Source organism: Flectobacillus sp., assembly GCF_049240685.1.
In the GTDB taxonomy this organism is placed as follows: Bacteria; Bacteroidota; Bacteroidia; order Cytophagales; family Spirosomataceae; genus Flectobacillus.
Genome location: NZ_JBMLSD010000242.1, coordinates 1 through 19,187 on the forward strand (window position 1 = coordinate 1; position 19,187 = coordinate 19,187).

Sequence of the window (19,187 nt, forward strand, 5' to 3'; positions counted from 1 at the left end):
CTTTTTCACTGATGATTTTAAAAACAGTTTAAAACTGTTAAAAAAATGAGTCCAAGACTAAGTCTTGAACTAGTAAATTCAATTTTGTCAAGTCATCAGACAAAATTTCTAAACTTAAAAGCTTAGTCTAAGATAAACATATATCCATGAAAACTCTCTATAAATTAGTAGTACTCGGCATTCTGACTTGCGCATGTTCTTCATCGAATCAAAATGTAGACCCATCATTTACCTATCCAATGGGAATAGGTTCAAAATGGGTATATAGTTTTAAAACTGTCATATTGGAGGATGAAGGTAATCTTTATCCCAAAAATGTGATAGATACCACAACTAGAACCGTTCAGATTGAAAAGGATAGTGTCATCAACGATACTCTGACTGTGAAGGTTTTCTCAACCAAACGAAATATCCCGAACCTAAGTTTGTATGACCAACAGCTAAAATATATTGATAAACAAGGTGTTAGGGGGTATGCTAATAATGCGATAATGATTCCTCAACAAATTAGTACTCCTAAAAGTAAAGATTTTATGAATATTTTTCTCAATAAAAACTTTCATCTTACTCAAGGAATAAATGGGATAGAAACGCCTCCAACTCTAGAATATCAACTACCCTACAAGGTTGGAAATACATGGGCTTACCGAGATGGTACAGGAGCTCTGGGGTATTATATTACCAAGACCATCACAGGAAGAGAAACAATTATGATAAAAAATGAGGCTTTAGACTGCTATAAAATTGAATGGAAATATATCCGAAAAATTGGAGAGACAGATATCATCGTTAGAGAGTGGCTATCCAAAATTGGGTTAGTAAAAACCGAAATCGAACAATCATTTATTTATAGAAAAGGAGTTACTAATCCGAACGACCCCATAGTCTTGGCTAAGGAGCATTTTATCTCTACTACTTTACTGGAAAGTTATTCTATAAAATAGCGTTCTTTAGCATCTACCACCTACACCTTCTTTTCCACAATTTCCACTATCTTTGTGGTATGTTATCTATTAATAATTTATCATTCTACTTCGGGAGTCGCCCGATGTATTATGAAGCCAACTTACACATCAAACCTAAAGATAAAATTGGTTTGATTGGGGCCAACGGAACAGGAAAATCAACACTTTTGCGCCTTATCTCAGGCGAATATCAGCCAGATGGTGGAAATATCTCAAAATCTGGAGATTGCTCTATCGGTTTCTTAAACCAAGATTTACTTTCATACCAATCCGACGAATCGATTTTGGCCGTGGCAATGCAGGCTTTTGAACGCCAAAATTTCTTGCAAAAAGAAATTGACCGAGTACTGCATAAAATGGAAACCAACTACGAGGATAAGGATGTAGACCGTCTTGCTAGGCTGCAAGATGAATTTGATGCATTGGGAGGTTATACCATGCAATCTGAAGCCGAGGCGATTCTGGAAGGGTTGGGTTTTACAACTGCCGATTTGAGTCAACCGCTCAGAACCTTTTCGGGAGGTTGGCGTATGCGTGTGATGCTTGCCAAATTACTCTTGCAACGTCCGTCTTTGTTGATGCTTGATGAACCTACCAACCACCTCGATTTACCCTCAATCGAGTGGGTAGAAAACTACATCAACAATTATGAAGGTGCTATTATTGTTGTGTCTCACGACCGTTATTTCCTCGACAATACTGTCAATACCATCGTTGAAGTGACAGGCTCCAAGCTTGTTTCTTATTCTGGAAATTATTCGTTTTATGTAGAAGAAAAAGCTATGCGAAATGAAATCCAGAAAGGAGCTTATGAAAACCAACAAGCGATGATTCGACAAACCGAGCGATTCATCGAACGTTTTAAATCAAAAGCTACAAAAGCTCGTCAGGTACAATCTCGTGTAAAATCACTAGCTCGATTGGATATGATTGACGATGTAATAGACGAAGCAGCAAAAGTTAATTTCAAATTCAACTTTGGAACGCAGCCGGGTCGTTTTATTATGAACCTTGAAGAGGTAAGTAAAGCTTATGGCTCTAAACGTATTTTGACCAACACGACTGCTACCATCGAACGTGGAGATAAAATCGCCCTTATTGGTGCCAATGGAAAAGGTAAGTCAACTGTTTTGCGTATCATTGCAGGTACAGAAACCCTCGATGGCGAACGTAAATTGGGGCATAATGTGATTGATTCATTTTTTGCTCAGCATCAGCTCGAGAGTTTGGATGTAGAAAATACGCTCTTAGACGAATTGAAAATGGCGGGTACTGCCAAACTAGAAACAGAACTAAGAAGTGTTTTGGGCTGCTTCCTGTTTACAGGTGAAGATGTCTTCAAAAAAATCAAGGTACTTTCGGGAGGCGAAAAATCAAGAGTTGCTCTGGCAAAAGTATTAATTTCGGAGGCAAATTTCTTATTGCTCGACGAACCTACCAACCACCTCGATATGATGTCGGTAAATATCTTGATTCAAGCTTTACAGCAATATGAAGGTAGTTACGTGGTTGTTTCGCACGACCGTTTTTTTGTCTCAGAGATTGCCAATAAAATTTGGTATATCGAAGACGAACAAATCAAGGAGTATCCTGGAACTTACGAGGAGTACGAACTTTGGCAAGCCGAACGCCAAGCCAATGCCGCACCAGCACCAGTAGAGAAAAAACCAGAAACGCCCAAAGTCGAAACCAAAACACCGGTAAGCGATTTTGCTAAAAAAGAAGCTCAAAAACAAATCAAGAAACTAAATCAAAAAGTTAGTGATTTGGAAGATAAAATCTCGAAATTAGAAGAAAAGAAAACGGATTTGGAGCATCAATTAGGAGACCCTACAATTTATAACGATAGTGCAGCGTTAGCCAAAGCAAATGCCGCCTACCAAGAAATTCAGCAAAATCTAGCACAAGCTAATCAGGATTGGGAATCTGCCATGCTTGAACTAGAAGAGGTGGAAGCGAGTATTAACTAAGGAATGATTGAGAGATTGGGTAAATTGATAAGACAAAGTCAACCAATCATCGTCAGAACTACATCAAGGATGTTAAGAATCAACTATTTCGGATTTGTATTTTACGAAAGTCTAAGCGTTGTTTTTAAAGCAAAATTGCTTCGTAGCAAACCTCTCGGTCGCCATAATGATTTGGCAAACGAAAAGGTTGCAATGGCTGCAAAAATAATCCTGATAAAAACATTTTTGAACATCTTGAACTCTTTTGTAAATCCAACATCTGAGATGTTGGATTTACAAAGCGTACATTATTGTATTTTGTAAAAAATAAAGGTATTTCATTTTTGAAATCACAAATCCGAAATGGCCTCAAAATCCGCTTAGCTACTAAATCACCATTCCCTTATTTTCCAATACTCCGTTTATCTATGTTAAAAAATATTCTTCCGATTCTGAAGCCTGTTTTTAGTAAAAATTTACTAAAAACAGGCTTATTACTTTTAATAAGCTTTGCGGTATTTGCCCAAAAAGGTAAAACTTTGATTTATGATAATCAGATTTATGAACCTTATATCAAAACCCCACTCCTTTCTATTTTTGATGGAACCAATAACATACAGGCCACACTGAATCCTCCTGTGATAGGACTAAGTAATAACCAAAATCTAAAACTAGAATTTGATTGTTTGAATCCTACCGTGCAAAACTTTCGGATAAAGATTTTTCACTGTAATTCGGACTGGCAACCTTCAAGCCTCAACGAAATTGAGTACTTGAGCGAATACAACGATTTGCCAATTTATGATTATTACAACTCTTTTGCTACTAAAATACAGTACAATCACTTTAGTGTGGTATTACCCAAAGTGAGAGTTTCGGGCAACTTTTTGGTAATGGTTTATAAAAATCGTGATGAAAAAGATATTGTACTTACTCGTAGGTTTCAGGTATACGACAACAGAGTGAGTGTTGGTGGAAAAATAGTTTTTTCGAATGTACCAGATAAAAGACGTACACATCAGCAAATCAACTTTGGGATAAATTATTCAGGTTATGAAATTCTCGACCCAAAGAATGACTTAAAAATAATTATCCGTCAAAACTTTCGAGACAACAAAACCCTTCGAAATCTTCAGCCTTTTATGATTGATAATTTTAACAAAAAGCTTGATTATCAATTCTTTGACGGCGAAAATAGCATTGAAGGCATAAATGAATTCCGTCTTTTTGATATTCGTAGTTCTCAACAAAAACTCGTTGGTATTTCTCATATATTTTATGGAGAAAAGGAAAATGTCTTTGAACTTTTTACAGACAAGCCTCAAAACGGCTTAGCCTACGTAGACACGAAAGATTTTGACGGAATGTTTGTCATTGATAATTATGAGACCAACAAGGGAGCCACTGAATCAGATTATGTTAGGGTGAGTTTTCAGTTAAAAACAGATTCTTTGACTAATAAAAAGGTATATATACAAGGAGCTTTCAATGACTGGAATCTCGATAAGTTTAATCAAATGCATTATGTACCCGAAAGTGGCGCTTACGAAGCATTTATCCAATTAAAACAAGGTATTTATAATTTTCAGTATATTACAGTTGATAACAAGGGTATCGTAAATGAAACCGAGATTGAAGGAAGTCACTCTCAAACCGAAAACACTTACGAAATATTTGTTTACCATCAGTCTATTGGTGGCAGAGCGGATAGTTTGGTAGGTTATTCTCTCATTAAATCAAGATAATTTTGCGGTTGGGCAATAGGCAAAAAGTTTCAAATTGTTTTTTTAATAACAATAGATATGTTTTTGTTGAATGCAAATAGCTGAAAACCGAACGCTCAAAAACTAAATTTTGTTTTGCGTATTAACGTAAGAACCCAAAACTTTACTCAATTAAAGTATTTTATGAAAAAGCTTCTCATTATTTTGGGACTTGTCCCAATATTACAAAGTTGTATTACTATGCAACCTGGCGGCGGTTATGGTGGAACTGATAGTGGCAATGGTAGTGGCAATCAATATCCCAATCAAACGCCCCGTAAATCAAATACCAGTATTAGAATCAATAATGTCCGTCTAACCAATCAGTATACCATTCTCGACATGACATTTCGAAACTCTGAGCCAGCCACTCGTGATCCAGAAACAGGCCGTGTTAATGGTTCTTCTATTGGCATTAGCCCAGAGTCGCGATTGCTCGCTTCAAATGGAAGAGCATTTCGATTTATCAAAGCCGAAGGTATCACCGTTGCTCCTCAGATGACCCAAGTTCCTCCTCAGCAAGAAGCCAATTTTAGCCTTTATTATGAAAGATTAAATCCCGGAATAGAAATTTTTGATTTGTATGAGTGCGAAAATAGCAATGCAAACGAATGTTGGAACTCTTATAATATTCGAGTGAGTAATCCTGCGACTTCACAGAATTATCCTCAGCAACCCAATAATACTCAGACCTATCCGAATAATACGCCAAGCTATCCCAACAATACGCCATCGATTCCAGTACCAAGTGGTTCGAATGATACACCTTCAAAAAAGCCAAAATCAGGTAAGGTAGGTGAAGTAGACAACAGTACCAAACCCACCGAGGCAAATACAACATTGGTAATGGGAATTGTACGTGATGCCAAGACGAAAAAAGCAGTCAGTGCCACGATTAATTTTGTACAAAATAATACCAATAAGAAGATAGACTCAACCCAAAGTTTTGTGAGTACTGGTATTTATCGTTCTAATTTACCGACCAATCAAACTTATGTCATTACGGCTTATGCACGTGGTTATGCCACCTTCAACGAAACGATTGATTTGGGTAAACTAGCGATTAATGGAAAGCTCAATAAAGATATTTTCTTGAACCCGCTGGCTGTTGGCGATAAAATCACTTTACAGAATATTAATTTTGAACTCTCAAAATCAGATTTATTACCTGCCTCTTTTGTTGAGCTAGATAAGGTAGTAACGATGATGAGGGATTTTCCACAAATGGAAATACGTTTGGAAGGGCATACCGATGTAGTAGGCGACCCTGAAGCTAATCAGGAACTTTCGGAAGAAAGAGTTGAATCTTGTAAGAATTATTTGGTCAAAAAAGGAATAGCGCCAACTCGCATCCAAACCATTGGTTACGGGAGTTCAAAACCCATTATCAAAAGCGGTACCGAGGAACAACGCAAAGTAAACAGACGCGTAGAAATGAGCGTATTGAAGATGTAAATCTGAGAATTTTTACCACTAATAAAAAATGACGGCTCTTGAGAGTCGTCATTTTTTATTAGTCAATAGTTTATACTCAGTAGCAGGAATTAAGATATCTGTAACAATTGCCTTCTAATTTTGAGTACTCAAATAACCGATTTACTATTAACTTTCTATTATCTATACGTTGAAGCGGAAGTGCATAATGTCACCATCAGCCACTACATAATCCTTACCCTCTACGCTCATCTTACCTGCTTCTTTACAAGCTGCTTCAGATTTATATTGCTGATAATCTGCTAATTTAATCACCTCAGCACGGATAAACCCTCGTTCAAAGTCTGTATGAATTACCCCCGCTGCAGCTGGAGCTTTCCATCCTTTTTGGATAGTCCAAGCACGAACCTCTTTTACACCAGCAGTAAAATAGGTAATCAAGTTCAACAAAGCGTAAGATGCACGAATCAATTGAGAAAGACCAGACTCTTTCAAGCCATATTCTTCCAAGAACATTTGACGCTCGTCCAAATCCTCAATCTCTGAAATTTGAGACTCCACCGACGCACAAATGACAATTACTTGAGCATTTTCGTCTGCTACTGCCGCTTTTAACACCTCAACATATTCGTTTGTACCTGCTTGGATAGAAGTCTCATCAACGTTGGCCACATAAATTACAGGCTTGTCGGTCAATAAGAACAAATCGCCAATAGCCTCCTGTTTTAAGTCTGGATCTAGTCCTTGGACGGTTCTTGCCGATTTTCCTGTTTCAAGCGTAGATTTGTATTGCGACAAAATAGCCACGAGTTGTTTGGCTTTGGCATCGCCAGCTTTGGCTGCACGCTCAAATTTCTGCAATTTTTTCTCAACCGACTCCAAGTCCTTCAACTGAAGCTCGAGGTCGATGATTTCTTTGTCTGATACCGGATTTACACGGCCTTCAACGTGAACGATATTATCGTCGTTGAAACAACGCACCACGTGAATGATGGCATCAACCTCACGGATATTTGCCAAGAATTTATTACCTAAACCAGCACCTTGAGATGCTCCTTTCACCAAACCTGCAATATCTACAAACTCGATAACAGTCGGTAACACACGTTGTGGGTTTACCAGTTGTTCGAGTATTTGAAGACGCTCATCAGGAACGGTTACAACGCCTACGTTTGGCTCGATAGTACAGAAAGGATAATTGGCCGCTTCGGCTTTATTTGAAGAAATTGCACTAAACAAAGTAGATTTTCCGACGTTCGGCAAACCTACGATACCGCATTTTAAACCCATTGAAGTTTTGTTATTGATGTGGCCAAGGCTTTTGAAAAGCACCAGCGTTTTTAGATTCTTTGATTTTGGAGGTGCAAAGTTACATGAATATTCCTGTAACAACAAAAAGCCTCTGAAAAATCAGAGGCTAAGTCTTTTTAGAGAGCATACTAAGTAGAAAAGGTCAATAGTGTAGCAAGTACAGCGTCATACACAGAGCTGCTCTCTTACGATTCATCATAGCTTGGGTACACTAAAACAAATTTGACCTAGCATTCAGTCTTCTGCTTACTCCCACTTTAAATCACTACCAAACCCTTCGTCTTCTTCACGGTTGAATTGTGAAAAATCCACATCAGGTAGCAGTTCATGCTTTACATGATCTACGGCTTCTCTTAAACCTTCCAAAAACTTATCGAAGTCCTCTTTGTACAAGAACATCTTGTGTTTTTCGTAAGCAAAGCCATCATCCTTTTGGTAGCGACGACTTTCAGTGATGGTAATGTAATAGTCGTTTGAGCGAGTTGATTTCACATCGAAGAAATACGTCCTTTTCCCCGCTCTAATGCGTTTTGAAAACAATTCTTCTCTTTCTCTTTCTTCCACTGTACTATTAAAATTTAGGGTTTATGGATTGGTAAAAGTAAAAATTTTATTGATTCTAACAAAAATTTCGAATAAAATAAAATTTGTATTTTGGACTTTTAAACTAAATATTTACCAATAAAAATATAACAAAACCAATAAATATTTTTATTTTGATTCCAAAAAGCATAGATTTGTAAATAGTGCTTTTTTTCAGACTTAACTAACGGCTTTGCTCAATTTTATCAAGCATTTACTAATCACTTACAATGAAGAAACAACACTTTGGAATTCTCAAGATTTCGTTGATTCTATCTGTAGCCTCCCCTGCAAGCGCACAAAAATTAGGCGACGAATCTTTTGGAATTGCCTCTTTTTATGCCAATAGCTTTTATAATAAACCTACCTCAACTGGTGAGATTTTGAGAAAAAATCAATATACAGCGGCGCACATGACTTTGCCTTTTGGAACAATGCTAGAAGTAACCAATCTTTCAAACAAGCGTTTTGTGATTGTGCGTATCAACGATCGTGGCCCCTACAAAGCGGGCCGTATCATCGACCTCACAGAGAACCCCGCTAAGTGGCTCAAAATGAGGAAGAATGGTTTAACAAAAGTTCGCTTAAAAGTTGTTGGTTTTGATGGTGATATTATGCTCGAATCTTTTGATTCGCTAAGTGTGGTAGCTACGCCCAAACTTGAATCCAAATACTATCAAAAACCAATTCTTCAACCTAGTAAATATTATCGTCTTCGCAAAAACTGGCACAAACGCAAATACCCACATCTCAAAAAAAGACGCTTAAAGGTAAACTCTTATCTACGAAAACTAGCTAGAGAGAAAAAAAACGAACAAAAAAGTAAGTCAAAATAAAACACTATCAAAAAAGTAGATTTTACGAAAAATTAAATCGATTTAAAACAATTTTTTACAGGTTTTATTCGTTTTATGAAACATTTTTTCAACGCCAGATAAATTGTTTTGTATCATTTTTTGGAGAAGTAATATGGTGTGAAAATTGTAAATTTTGAAGATAGTGATTTTTATCTTTATTAAACTTTTTTTAGACAACTCCATACATGAGTCAGTTGGCGTATTTTGACTTTTTGGCGATCATCCTTAAGACCTATCATAGAAATACTTTCAAGAAGACTACTCCTTGACAATAAAGTTTGTAAATTGGCATAATATTGGACTACTGCCTCCTATATCATAAATTCATGGATTTAGCGAAAATTAGAGAATACGGAAATATTGAGTTCTTGGCCAAACAAATGGTCGAGGGTTTTATCACTGGCTTACACAAGTCTCCCTTTCATGGCTTTTCGGTCGAATTTGCAGAACACCGCTTATACAATACAGGCGAGAGTACGCGTCATATAGATTGGAAAGTTTATGCAAAAACTGATCGTATCTATACCAAAAGATATGAAGAAGAAACAAATTTGAGATGTCATTTACTGATTGATACCTCCTCATCGATGTATTATCCTTCGCCAGAATTTGGCAAAATCACTTTCTCGATTATGGCGGCTGGAGCTATTGCTTTTATGTTACAAAAGCAAAAAGATGCGGTAAGTCTAACCACGTTTTCGGATAAGATTGAAATACAGACTCCCATCAAATCCACACCAACGCATATTCATAAGATTTTGTTGGATTTGCAAGAGCTTATGCAAAAACCTGATGCCTCCAAAACCACAGGTGTAGCATCGGTCATACATGAAATTGCCGAAAAAATACATCGCCGTTCATTGGTGATTTTGTTTAGCGATATGTTTGACAATATCGCCGAAGCTGAAAAGCTCTTTTCGGCTTTACAACATTTAAAACACAATATGCATGAAGTTTTAATTTTTCATGTTACTGATAAAAAAACAGAATCCGATTTTGCTTTCGAGGACCGACCTTATGAGTTTATTGATTTGGAGACAAATGAAAAAATAAAACTTAACCCTGCACAAGTAAAAGATGATTACCAACGCGTATTACAGCGCTTTTATCATGACTTAAAATTGCGCTGTGGACAATACAAAATCGATTTTATAGAAGCTGATATTGCACAAGGATTCGAGCAGATTCTTTCGGCGTACTTGGTCAAAAGAGCAAAAATGCGATAATTTTACTTGCGTAATTCTATTGATAGGCTTTGGGTTTTAGGCAACAGACAAAGAGTGTTAAAGTGTTTTTAAGAACCAAAGACATGCTTTTTCCAAAGCCTACAGCCGAAAGCTAACAAAAAAGTGAACAAAATTGGATTTATGTAATACGTTTAGGCAACAGGCACAAGGTCTTTATAAATTCATATAAAATCCTTTTTTTCTTTAGCTTTGGGCTCTCAGTTATGGATATTCGGCAAAAACATCGCTAACGCTTTGCCTGCTGCCTTGTGCCTATTGTCTCGTGCTTAATACACAAACCTTGACTCTAATTTTGCTCACTAACTTACCTACCTAAATACCTCAATACAATTTGTTCCAAGTCTTCAATGGCTAAATTTCCTTTACCTACAATTCTTTTTTCTTTATCTAGTATATAAATAGTTGGGGTATATTGGGCATCAAATTCTTGAAAAAAATTAACATTTCCAGTCTGGTCTATTACATTAACAAAATCTTGTGTTTGGTAATGTTTGATAAATTCGCCCCAGGTGTCTAAGTCATTTCCAAAAATTGGGGCAAAAATCGCTAAACCATTATCGGCATATCTTCGATGTAGTTGCACTAATTGAGGGGTAAAGTTTTTGCAATGTCCACAATCTGCCGCATAGATATATACAATAGTACAGTTAGCTTTTAGACCATGTAAGGTTTGTTCTCTCCCAGCCAAATCAGTTAATTTTACATCTGGAATTTTGTTTCCAATCAATAATTTTTCTAAGTAAAAAACTCGTTCTTTCACCAATTTGATGGTGCTCTCATCCCATAAATAGGGTTCTTGAAGGTAATGTTTTTTCATTAGGTAAACAAAAACAGCATCATGTCCCATTGTTTTACTAATCTCAAAAAAACCAGTAGCCTTCGTAATCAGGTATTTACGCATTACGGATGATTTTCCTGCCTTGTCGATTACTTTGCTTGCCAAAATCATCAGTGAATCGAGCGGTAGATAAGTCAATTGTTCAAAATAACTTGTTACACTCTCATGTATATAGGGCGTACGAATCATTCGCTCGTCGCTTAAGTCGAAATTATCAAAGAAGTTAGAAACAAAAAATTTGTTGGACCATAGCGGGTCTTCTTGTCCGTCGGCCAATTTGGGCGCCATAGGCAAATCCATAGGCATAGTGGCTTTTATGAGTTTTGAGGCAAAAGTACCCGCAAATGCAGCAACAAATTTTTTTCTATATTGTTCCAAGTCATACTGCAAAGCATACTTTTTATTTATCGAAACAGAATCTAATTTGGGCTCCAATAAGGCAATCTTGGCGGACTCTTTCAGTATTTTTTGTTGGTAGCTATAAAACAGGTCATTCTCTCTCGACCCTGTAAATTTTATGGAGTTTACAAGGTCTTTGGCATCAGCTTCGAGCGAAAACTGTTGCTCTACAATAAGGACATCGATACTTTTCCAAGTACCAATCATGATATTATATAAGCCAGGCTCCAAGGCTTTTTTACCTTGAAATACCGCCACACCGTTTGCATTTATCTTAACCGAATCTTGTATATAATTAAGATTTTCATAATAATAGGTTAGGTAGCACACAGAGTCGCGAAGATTCTTAAATTTTGCTTCAATACGATATTGTGCCAATAGATGTGACGAAAACAAAAAGCAGTAAATAGTGGTAAAAAGAAGTATTTTTTTTATCATAAACATTGTTAGCGATTAGGGTTCTTTAACTACAAAGCTAAAAATTAAAATTCTTGCCCCCAAAAATAACAAATGGCACAGCTTTGTGGGCTGTGCCATTCGATTTATTTTTTGATAGTTTGATTTTGCTTTTTATGAAAATCGATAAAATCTTCAATTTGTTCTAAGGGCAATCTTTTCGCAATTATTTTCTTGTCCTTGTCTAGCACATAGATTACTGGAGTAGCATACACATCAAATAAGTTTTTAAAATCGGTATAATACTCTTCTTTGCCTGTTTGTGGATTTTTATGAATATCAATACCATTAATCATTTGTTCAAACTTAAATTCCTTAATAAACTTTTTCCATTTGAGCGAAGACCTGTCTATCGAGGCAGCCAATACTCTAATATTTTTTGCTTTTAAAGCAGGATACATTTTTGATAATTTAGGCGCAGATTCTCGACAATGGCTACATTCTGGGTCATAGATAAATACCACAGTATATTCGGCAGGAATACGACGAATATCTATTTCACGACCAAGTGTGTCTGTCAAATACATCTGAGGAAAAGGCATTCCATTTAGTAAAGGTTTAACAATGGCTATTCTCTCCTTCATTTTACGAACGGTGCTAGTATCCCAAAGCGCTGGCTCTCCGATATAGTATTTTTCGGCCATGTGTACAAAAGCGCCGTCAACGCCTAAGATTTTAGGGTTTTCGTAAGTACTTGAAATTTTATAAATCGTGTAGCGACGCATATCTCTACTTTTTACTTTATTCAAGATTTTATCAGCCTCTTTCGAAATTGAATCTGATTGTTGTACCGTCAAATCTTCAAAATAGCGTTCTAATTTCTTCTGATAGAAGGGAGTTCTCAACAGTCGCTCATCGCCTAAGTCAAAGTTGTCCCAGAAATGTGATTTATAATAATTGAATTGAAACTGATACATGGCAGACGAATCCGCTTTAGTAACTACAGGTTTGCCAAAAGCAGGAACTTCTGGTTCTTGGGCAGCCTTGATAAGTTTTACTACAAAAGAACCTTTATTTTGTTCAAGCCAAGTTTTTTGAAAAGTCTCTATTTCTGCCTGATGTTTTTTGAAGGCTGTCTCCGAGGCTGCATCTTTTTTCTGACGACGTTGAGCGTCTAGTTGTTTTAGTTTCTCAAACTTAGCAGACATTTCTTGTTGAAAACCAAAAAATAATTCATTCTCTTTGGAACCTGTAACTTTCATTTTACCAATCAAATTGACTGTATCAGTTTGAAAAGAAAAAGAAGTATTTCCAATGACGATATCCAAATATCGCCCTTTGGGTAAGGCAATCAAGTACAAACCTTCAGGCAACTCTTTTGTACCTTTAAAATCAAACTGCCCTTCAGCATCCACTTGGGCGGTGTCTTTTATCACTTGTTGATTATATCCAAAATAGTGAGCAAGAAAAACTGTTGTATCTTTTAATCCCGAAATCTTTCCTTTAATTGAAAAACCTGTAGGCGTTTGTGCCAAACCCTGAATACCGATGGACACAAGGAAAAGGAATAGAAAAATTTGTTTAGAATAATGCTTCATTTTTTGTTATTAAGATTGAGATATCTATTTATGTATTTTTAAAACTTGTTTAACTAAATAATAAGACGTTGTTTGTTTACAGAATATTTTATTTGAAGGAATTCATAATCAAAAGGTTGTATCCAAAATACCTCAGATAAACTATTCATAATTACTGGATAAAAAGAGAAAAGGTATTTAGACTTTTTCAATGAATGTTTAAAAACAGTTTAAAACTGTTAAAAAAATGAGTCCAAGACTAAGTCTTGAACTAGTAACTTCAATTTTGTCAAGTAATCAGAAACTATTCATATAATTTTTCCTATTAATTAGATTGTCAAAATGTTATGTTCATAACTTGTTGTGCAAAATTAGATTTAAGTTTTGTTTTTTAGGCACAAGGCAAAGGGTGTAACATCGTTTTTTAGAAACGATAGACATATTTTTGCAATGCCCAAAACGAAAAGCCAAAAGCTCAAAAATTAAATTTAAGTACACGGCTTTAGGCAGTAAACGATAGGCAAAAGCTCTTTATAATTTCAAAAAAAACGCCTTTTTTCTTTAGCTTAAGGCTTAAAGCCTTAAGCCTATTGCCTAAAAAATTAGACCCAATTTTGTTCACTTACATAACTTAGGAAATTTTCAAATTTTTGTAATAAATGAAAACTTTCCTAAACCTCAGTGGTATGCATTAAGCAAAGTCATACACCGAACTGTTTAATTTGAATTTACAAATTTATCTAAACTTAGCTTCCAAAGAAGAAGAAGAAGCTCAAATACTTTCAAATTTATCTGTAACACTCATTTATCCCTATCAAACGATGTTTTTTATACTTTCAAAAATTCTTTTTTACCTACTTATGCCCATCATTGTAATAATGATAACACTTGCTTGGGGAATCGTTACCAAATCAGCCAAAAGGCGAAAGAGACTATTGTTAATAAGTTTAAGTCTTCTTTTTATTTTTGGAAATAGTACTTTGATAAATTGGGGATATCGATTTTGGGAAACGCCTCCGCCTTCCAATCCTTTCGCACAACGTTATGATGTAGGAATTATTATTTCGGGAGGAATGATGATTAATCGAGCAAGTAATTCATCTCAAGTATTCACTGGAAAAACAGCCGATAGGTTTATTCAAGCGCTAAGATTATACAAAAAAGGTTTGCTCAAAAAGATATTAATCTCGGGAGGAGATATCAGCTTAAGCCCTCTGGGTAAAGAACACGATTCGGAGACAAACAAAACAAGACAAATTTTGATTGAACTCGGCGTAAAACCCTCCGATATATTATTAGAAACACAGGCCAGAAATACCAGAGAAAATGCATTGTACTGTGCCAAGATTATACAGGCATTACCAGAATTAAAAAGTTCTATCTTGTTTACTTCGGCCTTTCATGGGAGACGAGCCTTAGGATGTTTTAGGAAAGCAGGCCTAAATACCAAACTTTACAGCTGCGCAGTTAGGGCGGTAGACCTTGGCTATACGCCCGACAACCTACTAATACCTAGTGAGCAAGCCTTGTCTGAAGCTTATCAGCTTATACACGAAATAATAGGCTTTGTAGTTTACAAATTAATGGGATACTGTTAGAGAAGAAATTTTGAGAAAGGGATATTTCAACTTTTGAGTGAAAAGTATATAGTGAAAAACTCACTACCACTCTTCACCCGAAAATTTTTGTTATACAAAATATTGTAAAACCTAATTTCAGTCATGTTTTTCTGTGGTCTTAGTAAAGCACTAAACACCCCAGAAAAGAATTGTTTATCGAAGAATTGAGGCCATTCTCAACAAATCACTGTTGATTACTTTTTTCTTCGTAATTGTGTCGTGGAAAGGTGTGTAAATCAATTCATCGTTTACAATACCCGCCATTACGTTTTTCTGACCATTCAATAAACCTTCCAAAGCACCTAAGCCCAAACGGCTAGATAAAATACGGTCATAAGCTGTTGGGCTACCACCACGCTGAATATGCCCTAGGTTAGTAACACGAATATCGACAGGAACATCAATAGTAGCTTTGATTTTTTCGGCAACTTCTGCTGCGTGGCCTTCTTCGTCGCCCTCGGCAACTACTACGATAGAAGAAGATTTCTTTCTGTCGAAACCAGCCTTCAATACCGATACAACATCGTCGATAGTTTGTCTTTCTTCAGGAATCAAGATTGACTCGGCACCGCCCGAAATCCCCGACTGAACTGCGATATAACCCGAATCGCGACCCATTACTTCAATAAAAAAGATACGATCGTGCGAATCGGCAGTATCGCGAATTTTATCGATTGCATCCAAAGCTGTATTTACAGCAGTATCATAACCAATAGTATAGTCGGTACCATACAAATCGTTATCGATAGTACCAGGAGCTCCAACTGTTGGAATTTGAAATTCGTTGAAGAAAATTTCAGCACCAGTAAAAGTACCATTACCACCGATAGCAATAAGACCATCGATGCCATGAGCTTTGAGCTGGTCGTAGCCTTTTTTACGACCCTCGGGAGTCATAAACTCTTTCGAACGAGCTGACTTTAAGATAGTACCACCGCGCTGCACGATGTTACTTACTGATTGTGAATTAAGGGGGATAATATCACCTTTAATCATTCCATTGTAACCACGGATAATTCCGAACATCTCTAGGCCATAATGCAAACCTCCACGTACAACGGCTCTTATACAAGCATTCATACCTGGAGCATCACCACCAGAGGTAAAAACTGCGACTCTTTTCATATAGACAATTTATTATTTTTAGTCGGTTAAGCTAAATCCCAAATATTATTTGCTTTTTGTGCAAATCACTGCAAATTTATTGCTTAAAAATGACGTTTCGAATCATTTTTAGAAAAAAATAGCGCAAACAGTTGCAAAACCAGCAATTATATAATTTTTCTAATTTTTTATATTACTTTTTTACTCAAAAAAATATACACTTAGAAATATCCAAGACCTCACTTAAAATTATACAACAATTTTACGAGTTATTTTTGACTATAAGAAAAAACTCATCATATAAGCCAAATCATTATTTAATTTATCCAAGACTGTAGTATTTACACGTATCGTGTCATGATTGGGTAAATATTGTAATAAAATATGCAAAATTGCTTTGGTAAATATCGATAATTAATCGTTTAATTAAAACTTACTTGCAAAGTAACGGACTAATTAACGAATTTTGTCTTGAATTGGAGGTTAGAATAAAATTAAATTATTAAAAAGAAACTGCGAGGGATTATTTACAACAGATACAATATTGAGAAGTTGTTTGGAGTTTATAGGAAGTCTACCAGAAGATTTTTACATTTAATGAATTAAACCAAACCCATTTATATATTTTACCAATACCTAAACAATTATATTTTATCCCTCGCCTATACATTACTTAATCATACAAAAACAACTCATAGGCTTTATAATACATGTTGAACAAATTTATTTCTCTTCTAAGTATTTGCTTTTTCCCGATAGTATCACAAGCGCAACAATGGTTGGGTATTGCCAACAGTAATTATGCTGGGACCAATGCTTTGTACGTAAATCCTGCGAATGTTACTGATTCTCGCTACAAATTTTACTTAAATATAGCAGCCAATGATGCCTTTGCGACAAATAGCTACTTTGGTTGGGATGCCCCCTACTCCTACTTGTCTTTACTTACCAATACGGTATCTGATGCGTACCGAAATTCGAGAGGAGTAATCGTTTATAAAGATGAATATTTGCGACCTAATCCAAATGGTTCGTTTGAATCTGTGTACACACTCACCGATACACGCGGGCCGTCTGCCTTGTATACCATAAATGCCAATCGCTCCGTTGCGCTTACTACACGAGTACGTGCGGGCATGAGTGCAAGCCACGTAGATAGCGAATTTGCAAAAACGATTTATTACGGAATAGATAATGTTCAGCCTAGTAATTTAGACTACAACCTAAAGAATATGATGGTCAATCTTAATAGTTATGCAGAAGTGGGGATTACCTATGGGCAAACCTTAATCGATAATGACGAAGAATACATAAAAGTTGGGATTACCGCCAAGCGTTTGGCAGGAATTTATGCGGCATACGCAATAATTAATGAGGCTAACTATCAAATCATCCCCGACTTCAGAGACCCTACCAACAATATGATTGTGGTAAATTCATTGAAACTACAGTATGGCTATACCGACGAAGACGCTTTGAAAAATGCGAGTCCATCTTTGGGATGGTTGTTGGGTGGTGACTCAGCCGGCGGCGGTTGGGGAATCGACCTTGGATTTGTGTACGAATACCGTCCAGATATAAAAAAATATACCTATCGAGAAAAAGGGAAAAGAAAATTAGATGCGAGTAAAAACAAGTACAAATACAAAATTGGCGTAGCACTCAACGATATTGGTTATTTGAATTACAACAATCCATTTTATGCAAATAGCTGGGACTTAGCTATTGTCAATACAACCTTTAACAGAGAGGATTTTAGAGGTTCGCGAGGATTTGATGCCCTTTTCAATCAAATTAACAATAAATTTGGAGCAGGCCCTAGCAACAATGATAGGCAGTTCATGACGATATTGCCTGCAACCTTACAAATTACTGCCGACTATCAACTAAAAGCAAATATCTATGTAGCTGGATATTGGGTACAAAATCTGACTAGTAGTACGACAAGGGGACTTCGCACCCCGTCCTTGATAAGTATCACACCAAGATATGAGCGTAAATGGGTAGAAGTAAGTTTACCGCTAGTTTTATTTGATAATTACTCAAAATTCGGTTTTGGTTTAGCCACACGGTTAGGGCCAATATTTATAGGAACAGACAATTTAGGTTCGCTCTTAAACATAGGAAACCCTAGAGGATTAGATGCTTACTTTGGATTAAATTTACCTATTTTCAACGCCGGGCCGACCCTTCCGAATGCTTGCTGGTACGAAGAAGATAACAAAAAAAGTATTTTTCAGAAAATGATGTTTTGGAAAAAGTGAAAAATATCCATTAAACTACTGAAGATAGAAGTTACTTTGGAGGGAATGAAGTGAATGAAGAGAATGAAAAAATGAATTAATCAATAATCATTTCAATCCTTATTCTAATGGAAGTTACTTTGGAAGACTATGCAGATAATTCAAACTTAACGTTTGCAGATGTGAGTTTCAATCCTTATTCTAATGGAAGTTACTTTGGAAGAGAATGATTTGTATGTCGAACTCAACAAAACGGGCATGTTTCAATCCTTATTCTAATGGAAGTTACTTTGGAAGAACTAAGCCTCTCCATCCTTTACAAAGTTCAGCGTAGTTTCAATCCTTATTCTAATGGAAGTTACGTTGGAAGAGTATCCACGGGCGTTGTGCGCTTCAAACAAATATATGTTTCAATCCTTATTCTAATGGAAGTTACGTTGGAAGGCGGTTTGCCACTTAAGCCCACCGAGCAAACCACTGGTTTCAATCCTTATTCTAATGGAAGTTACGTTGGAAGCAATAATAATACTGAAGCAGATAGAAGGTTACTCTAGTTTCAATCCTTATTCTAATGGAAGTTACGTTGGAAGAACCACCCATTTCTACCCATTCTTCATACAAGCATCGTTTCAATCCTTATTCTAATGGAAGTTACGTTGGAAGTGTCACTCGCAACTCGAACAAAATTCTTTGAAGCTGGGTTTCAATCCTTATTCTAATGGAAGTTACGTTGGAAGAATACTGTAAATAATATTGTAAGTCCACAGAGCTTAGGTTTCAATCCTTATTCTAATGGAAGTTACGTTGGAAGTTTATGTGTCCGTTGGAATTATATATGAAGATTGAGGGTTTCAATCCTTATTCTAATGGAAGTTACGTTGGAAGTCGTCTGGTTGGATAACT

General features: G+C 36.2%; 14 protein-coding genes and 1 CRISPR repeat array. Of the genes, 9 read left to right on the top strand and 5 right to left on the bottom strand.

The window, feature by feature from the left end:
• The first annotated feature begins 146 nt into the window (after positions 1–146).
• From ACOVQ4_RS11070 to ACOVQ4_RS11090, 5 genes are all read left to right on the top strand, one after another.
• Positions 147–944 carry a hypothetical protein gene (locus ACOVQ4_RS11070; RefSeq protein WP_421820707.1) on the top strand — a complete coding sequence of 266 codons (798 nt, stop codon included), beginning with the start codon at positions 147–149 and terminating at the stop codon, positions 942–944.
• Positions 945–1,003: 59 nt separating this feature from the next.
• Positions 1,004–2,935, top strand: coding sequence for an ABC-F family ATP-binding cassette domain-containing protein (locus ACOVQ4_RS11075; protein WP_421820708.1), 1,932 nt, complete (start codon positions 1,004–1,006; stop codon positions 2,933–2,935).
• A gap of 69 nt (positions 2,936–3,004) precedes the next feature.
• Complete coding sequence (locus tag ACOVQ4_RS11080) at positions 3,005–3,238, top strand: hypothetical protein (RefSeq protein ID WP_421820709.1); 234 nt, start codon at positions 3,005–3,007, stop codon at positions 3,236–3,238.
• Positions 3,239–3,342: 104 nt separating this feature from the next.
• Complete coding sequence (locus tag ACOVQ4_RS11085; protein WP_421820710.1) at positions 3,343–4,659, top strand: type IX secretion system plug protein domain-containing protein; 1,317 nt, start codon at positions 3,343–3,345, stop codon at positions 4,657–4,659.
• 162 nt (positions 4,660–4,821) lie between these two features.
• Positions 4,822–6,132 (top strand): OmpA family protein, encoded by a 1,311-nt coding sequence (locus tag ACOVQ4_RS11090; RefSeq protein ID WP_421820711.1) that lies wholly within the window; start codon positions 4,822–4,824, stop codon positions 6,130–6,132.
• 162 nt (positions 6,133–6,294) lie between these two features.
• On the opposite strand, the gene ychF is transcribed toward ACOVQ4_RS11090, so the two are convergent.
• Together ychF and ACOVQ4_RS11100 are read right to left on the bottom strand one after the other, a co-directional pair.
• The gene (gene ychF / locus ACOVQ4_RS11095; RefSeq protein ID WP_421820712.1) at positions 6,295–7,401 is read right to left on the bottom strand and encodes a redox-regulated ATPase YchF; all 1,107 of its coding nucleotides are present in this window, start codon (positions 7,399–7,401) and stop codon (positions 6,295–6,297) included.
• 267 nt (positions 7,402–7,668) lie between these two features.
• The gene (locus ACOVQ4_RS11100) at positions 7,669–7,986 is read right to left on the bottom strand and encodes a DUF3276 family protein (RefSeq protein ID WP_421820713.1); all 318 of its coding nucleotides are present in this window, start codon (positions 7,984–7,986) and stop codon (positions 7,669–7,671) included.
• A 248-nt stretch (positions 7,987–8,234) separates the two neighbouring features.
• Here ACOVQ4_RS11100 and ACOVQ4_RS11105 point away from each other — a divergent pair, with 248 nt between their 5' ends.
• Positions 8,235–8,840 (top strand): septal ring lytic transglycosylase RlpA family protein, encoded by a 606-nt coding sequence (locus tag ACOVQ4_RS11105; RefSeq protein ID WP_421820714.1) that lies wholly within the window; start codon positions 8,235–8,237, stop codon positions 8,838–8,840.
• 347 nt (positions 8,841–9,187) lie between these two features.
• Positions 9,188–10,087 (top strand): DUF58 domain-containing protein, encoded by a 900-nt coding sequence (locus tag ACOVQ4_RS11110; RefSeq protein ID WP_421820715.1) that lies wholly within the window; start codon positions 9,188–9,190, stop codon positions 10,085–10,087.
• A gap of 325 nt (positions 10,088–10,412) precedes the next feature.
• Here the strand turns inward: ACOVQ4_RS11110 and ACOVQ4_RS11115 are convergent, their stop codons facing one another.
• Complete coding sequence (locus tag ACOVQ4_RS11115) at positions 10,413–11,783, bottom strand: redoxin domain-containing protein (protein WP_421820716.1); 1,371 nt, start codon at positions 11,781–11,783, stop codon at positions 10,413–10,415.
• A 104-nt stretch (positions 11,784–11,887) separates the two neighbouring features.
• Complete coding sequence (locus tag ACOVQ4_RS11120) at positions 11,888–13,339, bottom strand: DUF4369 domain-containing protein (RefSeq protein ID WP_421820717.1); 1,452 nt, start codon at positions 13,337–13,339, stop codon at positions 11,888–11,890.
• 701 nt (positions 13,340–14,040) lie between these two features.
• On the opposite strand from ACOVQ4_RS11120, the gene ACOVQ4_RS11125 reads away from it, so the two are divergent.
• Positions 14,041–14,916: a YdcF family protein gene (locus ACOVQ4_RS11125; RefSeq protein ID WP_421820718.1), complete on the top strand. Its 876-nt coding sequence runs from the start codon at positions 14,041–14,043 to the stop codon at positions 14,914–14,916.
• 174 nt (positions 14,917–15,090) lie between these two features.
• On the opposite strand, the gene pfkA is transcribed toward ACOVQ4_RS11125, so the two are convergent.
• Positions 15,091–16,062 carry a 6-phosphofructokinase gene (gene pfkA / locus ACOVQ4_RS11130; protein WP_421820719.1) on the bottom strand — a complete coding sequence of 324 codons (972 nt, stop codon included), beginning with the start codon at positions 16,060–16,062 and terminating at the stop codon, positions 15,091–15,093.
• A 689-nt stretch (positions 16,063–16,751) separates the two neighbouring features.
• Between pfkA and ACOVQ4_RS11135 the strand changes: the two genes are divergently transcribed.
• Positions 16,752–18,305: a DUF5723 family protein gene (locus ACOVQ4_RS11135; RefSeq protein ID WP_421820720.1), complete on the top strand. Its 1,554-nt coding sequence runs from the start codon at positions 16,752–16,754 to the stop codon at positions 18,303–18,305.
• 89 nt (positions 18,306–18,394) lie between these two features.
• Positions 18,395–19,169: a CRISPR direct-repeat array (repeat unit 37 nt; unit sequence GTTTCAATCCTTATTCTAATGGAAGTTACGTTGGAAG).
• Positions 19,170–19,187: the final 18 nt, after the last annotated feature.

Bases quoted from the DNA above. Each gene is read 5' to 3' on its own strand.
- ACOVQ4_RS11070 (WP_421820707.1), top strand. From the start codon at position 147: ATGAAAACTCTCTATAAATTAGTAGTACTCGGCATTCTGACTTGCGCA.
- ACOVQ4_RS11075 (WP_421820708.1), top strand. From the start codon at position 1,004: ATGTTATCTATTAATAATTTATCATTCTACTTCGGGAGTCGCCCGATG.
- ACOVQ4_RS11080 (WP_421820709.1), top strand. From the start codon at position 3,005: ATGTTAAGAATCAACTATTTCGGATTTGTATTTTACGAAAGTCTAAGC.
- ACOVQ4_RS11085 (WP_421820710.1), top strand. From the start codon at position 3,343: ATGTTAAAAAATATTCTTCCGATTCTGAAGCCTGTTTTTAGTAAAAAT.
- ACOVQ4_RS11090 (WP_421820711.1), top strand. From the start codon at position 4,822: ATGAAAAAGCTTCTCATTATTTTGGGACTTGTCCCAATATTACAAAGT.
- ychF (WP_421820712.1), bottom strand. From the start codon at position 7,401: ATGGGTTTAAAATGCGGTATCGTAGGTTTGCCGAACGTCGGAAAATCT.
- ACOVQ4_RS11105 (WP_421820714.1), top strand. From the start codon at position 8,235: ATGAAGAAACAACACTTTGGAATTCTCAAGATTTCGTTGATTCTATCT.
- ACOVQ4_RS11110 (WP_421820715.1), top strand. From the start codon at position 9,188: ATGGATTTAGCGAAAATTAGAGAATACGGAAATATTGAGTTCTTGGCC.
- ACOVQ4_RS11115 (WP_421820716.1), bottom strand. From the start codon at position 11,783: ATGATAAAAAAAATACTTCTTTTTACCACTATTTACTGCTTTTTGTTT.
- ACOVQ4_RS11120 (WP_421820717.1), bottom strand. From the start codon at position 13,339: ATGAAGCATTATTCTAAACAAATTTTTCTATTCCTTTTCCTTGTGTCC.
- pfkA (WP_421820719.1), bottom strand. From the start codon at position 16,062: ATGAAAAGAGTCGCAGTTTTTACCTCTGGTGGTGATGCTCCAGGTATG.
- ACOVQ4_RS11135 (WP_421820720.1), top strand. From the start codon at position 16,752: ATGTTGAACAAATTTATTTCTCTTCTAAGTATTTGCTTTTTCCCGATA.